Genomic DNA, 8,677 nt, shown 5'->3' with positions numbered 1-8,677 from the left:
TAATCGTAACATGTGAGGACTTCGTGTCCTTTAATAATTTCCTAAGGCCAATAAAAAACTGGCATTGGCTATTCACCAATACCAGAAATTGTAGACCCATTTTTTTACTTATTTTTTATCATAAAAAAGCCAGTTTTTGTGGTCAAAACACAATTCTGAATATGCCTTATATCTCAACATATTGTTATATACAATTAATCTAACAAGCAACTACTGTGTTACCCAACGAGTTACCTGCAGCCCCAAACTTTTTGAATAAAATAGCTTGCAAAATGGATGTCATAAAACCATAATGAAGCTGTAACGTAATTGAAATCTTATTTATGGGGGGATTGCGATGATTTTCATCTCATTTATTATCGGCTTGTTTATCTTTGCCGGCGCATGGGAATTGTATCTCAGCGCAAGCCGTCAGCGTGCTCAATCCAAGCACCTTGTTACTACACCGAAGCGCGCTTACGTGCAATTATTTTTCAAATTACTACACATTTCATAGTTATTCACAAAAGAGGAATCGATTATCGTAGCTGATAATCGATTCCTCTTTCGTTTGATTTCACATTAATTTTGTAAATACGCTTCTTGAATTTGTTCCCCACTAAAGCCTAAGTCTACAAAACCAAGCTTTAAAATGAGATGCCAGGCGTGTCGAAATGCGTCTTGCTGTCGATCAAAGAACGACTGATCAACAAAATGTAAGATCGATAAATACTGTTGACTCAGACTCTTTGCAGGCCGTTTATGTGCTAATTTATCTAAATCAGCTGGTTTCATTACGATGAGTTGCGACCAAGTTTGTTTTGCAGCCACTTGGAAAGAATGCTCGATAACCTCGAGGTATGCTTGAAGTAGTTCCTCGGGAGCCACGGTGCGACTTTCTTGCCGCAGCTGATACCAACCCATCAAGTCAGCTAAGTGTGCTAATGACGTACTAAGAGCGACATATTCATTTCTTAATCCCTCTTCTTGGCTAATCTCAACGTGGTTTTCGTAATTAAACTGATTGCGCCGCTGAATGGCTGTTTGTAGTAAATTTGCTAAATCTAACGTCAAAATGTCACCTCTAAAAAACTAAGCTATCTGAACGAATCTGTAGATCATCAATATTTTCAAGATACCAATCACGTAAGAACGGATATTTGAGCAACACTTTGAACCATGAAACTTGCTGGTCCTTGTCTGCGATGTAAAGCCCCCAAGCTGCCCCGCCGGTTGCATTATGACTGGCGATCTTAAGCGTTAAGTCAGGTGCCAATTCCAAAACGGCACCATCCTCATCATGTTTCAACATATAATTTTCAGATGCGGCGGCCACAAATAACTTATCAACGATTTCGCCAGACAAATTACTAGTCTGAAATGCGTAGAATTCATTATTATTTGTATCTAACAAGTTGAAGTCTACATCGAAGCCGAAGTCAGTTTTAAGGGCATCGCCAAATGCAATGAGCAAATCAGTAGCAACGAGTAATTGATCCTTTTCAACCTTATCAGCATAGGTTTCAATAAACAGTCTTGTGATGGCGCTACTATTCATTCGCATCATCCGACGCTTAAGATTCAAATAGAAGAGCGTTTCACCAGTCACTTGATCCTGATAATAAACACCACCAGTTGAATCATTTGCACTGATAAAGGCAAAAACACCAAGATCACCAAGTGATGCAATCTGCTGGGTCAGATGTTGATTATCTTCGTGAGACTCTAAAGTAATCGCTTCGCCGTGATCATGCAATTCCAACAACCGACTCATAAAAATCAAGTAATAATCGGCATTGTTATACTGATGCGGAAAGGTCACGTAATCACTGTCTAATTCAAAAACGGACAGGGCTTGTGCTGCATCCACCAATTCCTTAGGATCCTTCGTGTTGATCAATTGATCCATGAGTTCAGTAAATTGCTCACCCGTTTTTAAACCTTCTTTGACGGCATTATTATATGAAAGCAATCGTCCGCTAGTGCTCAGAGTCGATGGGTCATTCTCATTAATCATCAGCCTTCACCTGCCCTTTACCAATCAAATTTGTCAGGTAATCCGTGTACAAACTTTGATTATGGGATTCAAAGTGTGAAAAATCTTCAAATCGCTGCTGAATGCTTTGCTTCTCATACGTCAAAATTGTGTCTTCTTTGGATAGACTCAAAATCTTTTCGTCATTCTCTTTGATCTTCTTATTAGCGTTAATAGCTTCTTCGTCTTCATCTGCTAGCTGAGATAATTGATTAACAATTCCCTGGCGTTCCTCTTTGACTTTACCAGAATCCCAAGGCAATGTACTTTTTTGACTAACTTCTTTTAGCTGTTGTCGTAAAGTTTCCTTTTGATGATCACGTTCGTCCTGACCATCAATTAATTTTTGTAACTGGGCACTACCAGCTGAAATTTCTGCAATATTTTCGGTATTATAACGCTGATTAAGCGCATCCAATTCAAAAGCACGCTTCAACTTGTTATATTCGGTTTCGTCAAATTCAAAAGCGACGTTTAAAACGTCAAGCTTCCCGAATTTGCGACGATCCCACCAGTTACCAAAGTAAATATCAAACTCGCCATTTTTGACCTCGTCATAGTAAAAGAAAGGATAAGTCTGACCTAAGTAGTCAATCAAATTCTCACTTAGATAGTGACTCAACTGTTCATGATCATCGGCAATTAAATCGGCTAAGTTCTGACTCTTAGTGGTGGAACGAGACTTTTTAACCTCGCGATCATACCGCGGTTTGTCAATTAGTTCATAAATCTGACGGTCGTCATGATCTTCTAAGGCTGCTTGAAGCGTTTGTAAATAGTTGATTTTTTGGGTGATAGATGAATCAAGCTGAGCCTGACCCGGTATAACTTCTTGATGTGCTTCTTCATTATTATTCGGCATATTATCCCTCGATTGTTATTTCTCACTGTATATACTTCAATCTTAAATGATAATTTATGATTAATAAAGCAGTTTTAACGAAAAAGTTGATATTTAAACGAAATCTTTGTGCTCACTAAATGCTGGGTTCTTCCATCATTCTATAATCAAGAATTAATTAGGCCAGAACTCAAATAGGCAGTTTCAAAAAAAGCACCTACTTTTGGCTCAAACAGAACGTTTAAGCTAATCAGTGGTGCTTTTTGTCGCTTATAAATTTTCGCCAATAGCCGCTCGTTTTAATAAAGCAATAGCAACCCTTTCGTGTAACTTAGCAGCGTACTTAAGCCCATCTGGATTGGCGATGAAATCTGAATGGTGTAGATTCGACTGCCCTTGACTCCCCATGAAGGCGTAACAACCGGGGACTTGCTCCTCAAAACTAGCAAAGTCATCATCTGCATTGGTCATCGCTGGATCAATCACCGTCATAAACTGCTGGGCTTGTTCGGCTACTAGCTTCGTCACGGTGGCTTCATTGTCAACAGGTGATGGCCCCTGATCCCAGGTTATGGTTGCTGTTTGACCATATGCCAAGGCGGTCTTAGAAACGACTTCATTAAATCGTTCTTTAGCTAGTGCTCGACTCTCATCAGAGAAAGCCCGGATGGTTCCCTTGAAGAAACAGTCATCCGGAATCACATTATTGGCATGACCACCAGTAATCTGTCCTACCGTTACCACCACACGATCTGCCGGATCAATATTGCGACTGACGATTGTTTGTAGACTCATGATAATCGCAGCGGTTGCCACCAACGGATCACGACCAGTGTGTGGCATCGCAGCATGCGAACCAGCACCATTAATGGTTACTTCAAAATTATCATTTGAAGCCATAAGTTTGCCAACCTTCACACCAACTTCACCAACGGGTATCTGCGGCATATTGTGCATCCCAAAAATTGCGGCAACTCCGTTTAACGCCCCTGCCTTCAACATTGTTTTGGCCCCGGTATGGCGTTCCTCGCCAGGTTCAAACAATAATCGAACTGTACCAGGTAATTGATCGCGTTGTTGGCGCAATAACCTAGCAGCACCGAGGAGCGCCGCGGTATGAAAATCATGGCCACAGGCATGATGCACGCCCTCAATCTGAGACTGATATGGTAATTGGCTTTCTTCTTGAAGTGGGAGGGCATCAATATCTGCCCGCAAAGCAATAATAGGACCATCTGGGTTACCGGTAACTTCAGCAACAACGCCAGTTTCTAAGCCATAATCTTTGATTGGGATATCCAGTGCTGTAAGTTCACCTTTAATCTGTTCAGTTGTCCAATATTCATCATTGGACAATTCCGGATGTTTATGTAAAGTTGTAAAAATTCGGCGCATCTCACTTTCAACCGATGCATCTATTTGAACTTGTTTGACCAAAAGAATCACCCTTTTTTATAATTTATGAGAATAAAATCAACGAAAGTCGACATTTATTAGCGTAAATCCTTTGAATAATACTGAATAAACACTATAATAGTTAATAATTATTATTTCTAATCTTATTCTCATATTCTAATCTATTTGACTTAAATGTCAAACTTTACTCGACGTTTTTAGCAACAGTCAATTAAGTTCAACAAAATAGTCCCCATTTTAAGCAAAGGCTCGTGAATGATATGAATCAAACAGAATGCAGAGATTTATTAACTCAACTTATCAGATTGGATTCGGTTGGTGGACATGAAGAATCTGTTGCTTCTTTTCTCAAAGAATATTTGGCAAAACACCAGATTGATAGCCAGCTGATTGAAGTTGAACCAGGTCGCTATAATTTGGTAGCCGAAATTGGTGACACCAATCTGCCCGTCTTAGCACTTGAGGGCCATCAAGATGTCGTTGCGCTTGGCGATACTTCAAAGTGGCAACATCAACCACTTGGAGCGGAAATCGATGACTCACGAATGTATGGTCGTGGTACTAGTGATATGAAGGCTGGTTTGGCCGCCGAAGTGATTGCCATGATTGATTTAGTAAAAAATGTTAATTTCCATGGTCATGTGCGACTGCTGGCGACAATTGGTGAGGAATCCAGTGAAGTGAACCACATGCAAGGGGCTCAATATTTTGCCCAACATGGTTATGTTGACGATGTAGCGGGCATTATCGTCGCTGAGCCAAGCAGCGTTCCTAATGCCTGGTTGTTGCAAACACCGCCCACCAACCCATTTCAATTTTCAAAACCACAACTGGAGCAACTGCTTGCTCATAATCAAAGCACAGAACAGTTCGTATTAAATTACGCACACAAGGGGTCTATTACCTATTCAGTCAGTTCAAATGGTAAAACCGCCCATAGTTCAACACCAGAACTTGGTATTGACGCGATCGCACCACTCATAAAACTGTATCAGCAGCAACAAGCATACTTTGACCATTTCACTGCAACTAATCCAGTATTAGGCAGATGCCTTGCTGTCACAACTAAGTTCAGTGGTGGGGAGCAATTGAATTCCGTTCCCTCCCATGCCGAAATGTTCGTAAAAGTTCGAACGATCCCAGAAATTGCTAACGAATCGATTATCAACCACTTGAAAACGTTAATTCAAAACTTAAATCACACTGAAGAAGCGGCATTATCCTTTAATTTATTAGGCAATAAGTACCCGGTTCAAAGCGATCCTAACAACAAATTAATTCAATTACTCCAACGAATTGGGGAAGAAGAACTGAAGGAACAACTACCATTAGGTGGCTCAAGTGCCGGGACGGACGCTTCAGAATTAATTCGGGCTAACCCGAAGATGACCGTTGCCGTCTTTGGTCCTGGCAATATGACCGCTCATCAGATAGATGAATACGTTGATTTGGAAATTTTTGAACATTTCATTGCCATTTATGAACGAGTGATTCGGGCTTATTTTGAATAAGTTAGTTCACTAATAAAGGAGTCCGCTTATCAATCAAGTTGATTGGTAAGCGGACTCCTTTAGTTATTGAGATTTAAAAATCGTCAGAGTTTATTCTAGTACAATTCGAGGTACTGATCGCGTTCCCACTTCGAAACTTGGGTCCGGTAAGCATCGTATTCCAAGTTCTTAGCTTCAATAAAACTAGGATATAGATGTGGTCCCATTGCTTTTCGCATCACTTCATCGGCTGTCAGGTCCTTCAATGCATTGTGCAACGTATCTGGTAAGTTTGTGATATGACTTTCCGTACGTTCCTTATCATCCATCCGATAGATGTTACGATCAACACTCTTTTCAGGTTCGATCTTATTCTTTAAACCATCTAGGCCCGCTTCCAGTACGGCAGCAATAGCTAAGTATGGGTTAGCAGTTGGATCAACACTACGGAGTTCAAGACGTGTTGATAAGCCACGGGAACTTGGTACCCGAATCAATGGTGAACGGTTTGAACCTGACCAAGCGACGTATACCGGAGCTTCATAGCCAGGTACCAAGCGCTTGTATGAGTTAACTGTTGGGTTGCAAATTGCTGTAAAGCTACGGGCATGTTTCAATAAGCCACCTAAGAAGTAATAAGCATCTTGGGATAACTGCAAATCACCCTTTTCATCGTAGAAGGCATTACCATCCTTATGGAACAGTGACATGTTCAAATGCATCCCAGAGCCGTTAATACCAGCCAACGGTTTTGGCATGAAAGTAGCGTACAGACCAAACTTGCGGGCAACCGTCTTAACAACCAGTTTAAAGGTTTGAATATTATCGGCCGCATGGAGCGCATCCGCGTACTTGAAATCAATTTCGTGTTGACCTGGTGCGACTTCATGGTGAGCAGCTTCAACATCAAAGCCCATATCTTCAAGCGTCAGCACAATTTCACGACGGCAATTTTCACCCAAATCCATCGGTGCCATATCGAAGTATGAACCTTGGTCGTTCAAATCAGTTGTCGGTTTACCATTATCATCCATTTTAAATAGGAAGAATTCTGGTTCTGGACCAATGTTAAAGTCGGTAAAACCAGCTTTACGCATGTCATCCAATACACGAATCAAGTTGTTACGTGGATCACCCGCAAATGGCTTGTTTTCAGTCGTGTAGACTTCACAAATCACACGTGCGATTTTACCACGATCACTACTCCAAGGGAAAATCATCCAAGTTGATAGGTCAGGATACAAATACATATCACTTTCTTCAATGCGAACAAAACCGTCGATTGAAGAGCCATCGAACATCAACTTGTTGTCAAGTAGTTTTTCCAATTGCGAAATTGGTACTTCAACATTCTTAATCGTTCCAAATAAATCTGTAAACATTAATCGTAAGAATTGGACGTTTTCGTCCTTAGCCATTTGACGAATATCGTCTTTGGTGTAATCGTGTTTTGGCATAAAATCGCTCCTTGAATGATAGATTGTGTAACCATCAACAGTGCTGTTACTTTAAAGGTCGCTGTGAATGCAATGGAGCACCAGAATTAGGTTCGAGACCACTGATATTGAGAAATTCATCATGAAGAATTCGACGAACATCACTATCAGTCAGCGTTTCGTTTTGTAAATCGTCAGCGCGTTTCTTTTGCTGGGCATAAATTGCTTTGATGCCAGCCATATTGATACCATCATCCAGATAATCTTTGATTTCTAGCAACTTATCAATATCGTTTAACGAATACATTCGCCGATTACCATCCGTTCGTTCCGGAATCACCAGCTGTTGTTCCTCATAATAACGAATCTGACGAGCAGTCAAATCAGTTAACTTCATAACCGTACCAATTGGCAATACTGACTTTGAACGTTGCAATTCTTTTTCTGCCATTGCACTCACCTCCTTTAATATGTCTAATCATACCACTATTCGTTTGACTGTCAACACTTCATGTCATATTTTATAACATCATTTTTCTAACCACTCTGATACTGCTGTACCAATTTCATTTTTAGTCTCATCATCGGCAATAATATCGTACCATTGAACAGGAAGCTGGTGCCTGAACCAAGTCAACTGTCGCTTCGCGTAGTGCCTGGTATCTTGCTTGATTTTCTCAATTGCGTCAACCTCAGAAACTTCACCTTTGAAATAGGGAAAAAGCTCACGATAACCAATTCCTTTACCGGATTGCCACTGCTCCCCACCTGCCTCATAAAGTCGGCGAGCCTCATTCATCAAACCCTGAGAAAGCATCAGGTCTACCCGGTGGTTGATCCGTTGATAGACCTGAGCACGATCCGTGTTCAACCCAATCACAAACGCATCATATCTCAGTTGAAGCGCTGATTGTTGTTTGGAAAACAGCGTGCCGGTGCGCTCATAGACCTCTAGTGCTCTCACCACCCGGCGTTCGTTTTCTATCGGAATTTTTTTTGCAGCATCAGGATCAATCGAATTTAAATGTTCCCATAAGGCTTGCTGTCCGTGGCTAATCGCATATTCATGCCACCGTTTTCTAACTGCCTCGGATAGTTCAAAATGGTCGCCACCTAAATTCATGTCGTAAAGTAACGCCTTCAAGTAGAAACCAGTCCCACCCACAACCATGGGTAAGCCGCCACGGGTAGTAATCTCATCAATCAAATGCCGACTTTCGCTGACAAAATCAGCCACTGAATACCGTTGATCAACGTTGCGGATATCAATTAAGTAATGTGGTATACCTTCCCGTTCTTCTGGCATGATTTTTGCGGTACCAATATTCAGGCCACGATAAACTTGCATTGAATCGCCAGAAATAATTTCACCATGGAACTGTTTGGCCAGTTCCAATGATAAGGCCGTTTTTCCAACAGCTGTTGGCCCGATTATGGCCAGTACTTTTTTCAAACTGATCACTCCACTATAATTTTGTTA

The 8,677-nt window shown here is 41.1% G+C and carries 8 protein-coding genes; 1 reads left to right on the top strand and 7 read right to left on the bottom strand.

Translation table 11 applies throughout. The features are described 5' to 3' along the window. Nucleotides 1–561: 561 nt before the first annotated feature. The 4 genes from HC026_RS11355 to HC026_RS11340 all read right to left on the bottom strand — a co-directional run bounded on the left by HC026_RS11355 (nt 562) and on the right by HC026_RS11340 (nt 4,292). The gene (locus HC026_RS11355) at nt 562–1,053 is read right to left on the bottom strand and encodes a 2-deoxyuridine 5-triphosphate nucleotidohydrolase (protein WP_168926042.1); all 492 of its coding nucleotides are present in this window, start codon (nt 1,051–1,053) and stop codon (nt 562–564) included. 10 nt (nt 1,054–1,063) lie between these two features. After that, nucleotides 1,064–1,996 (bottom strand): hypothetical protein, encoded by a 933-nt coding sequence (locus tag HC026_RS11350; protein ID WP_168926041.1) that lies wholly within the window; start codon nt 1,994–1,996, stop codon nt 1,064–1,066. Then, on the bottom strand, nt 1,989–2,876 hold the full coding sequence (locus tag HC026_RS11345) for an exonuclease SbcC (RefSeq protein WP_168926040.1): 888 nt from the start codon (nt 2,874–2,876) through the stop codon (nt 1,989–1,991). Before HC026_RS11345 ends, HC026_RS11350 begins: the two co-directional genes overlap by 8 nt. Before the next feature lie 249 nt (nt 2,877–3,125). Beyond that, nucleotides 3,126–4,292 (bottom strand): M20 metallopeptidase family protein, encoded by a 1,167-nt coding sequence (locus HC026_RS11340; RefSeq protein ID WP_232843740.1) that lies wholly within the window; start codon nt 4,290–4,292, stop codon nt 3,126–3,128. 239 nt (nt 4,293–4,531) lie between these two features. On the opposite strand from HC026_RS11340, the gene HC026_RS11335 reads away from it, so the two are divergent. Continuing rightward, on the top strand, nt 4,532–5,782 hold the full coding sequence (locus tag HC026_RS11335) for a M20/M25/M40 family metallo-hydrolase (protein ID WP_168926039.1): 1,251 nt from the start codon (nt 4,532–4,534) through the stop codon (nt 5,780–5,782). Nucleotides 5,783–5,877: 95 nt separating this feature from the next. Here the strand turns inward: HC026_RS11335 and glnA are convergent, their stop codons facing one another. From glnA to miaA, 3 genes are all read right to left on the bottom strand, one after another. After that, complete coding sequence (gene glnA, locus HC026_RS11330; RefSeq protein ID WP_168926038.1) at nt 5,878–7,218, bottom strand: type I glutamate--ammonia ligase; 1,341 nt, start codon at nt 7,216–7,218, stop codon at nt 5,878–5,880. A gap of 46 nt (nt 7,219–7,264) precedes the next feature. Continuing rightward, a complete protein-coding gene (locus tag HC026_RS11325; protein ID WP_168926037.1) occupies nt 7,265–7,648 on the bottom strand; it encodes a MerR family transcriptional regulator in 384 nt (127 codons plus the stop codon). A gap of 78 nt (nt 7,649–7,726) precedes the next feature. Then, nucleotides 7,727–8,650, bottom strand: coding sequence for a tRNA (adenosine(37)-N6)-dimethylallyltransferase MiaA (gene miaA / locus HC026_RS11320; protein WP_168926036.1), 924 nt, complete (start codon nt 8,648–8,650; stop codon nt 7,727–7,729). Nucleotides 8,651–8,677: the final 27 nt, after the last annotated feature.

This window comes from Secundilactobacillus angelensis, assembly GCF_012641075.1.
GTDB lineage: Bacteria > Bacillota > Bacilli > Lactobacillales > Lactobacillaceae > Secundilactobacillus > Secundilactobacillus angelensis.
Note: the sequence above shows the minus strand (reverse complement) of the source record. Positions and strands in the feature narration are given on the sequence as shown.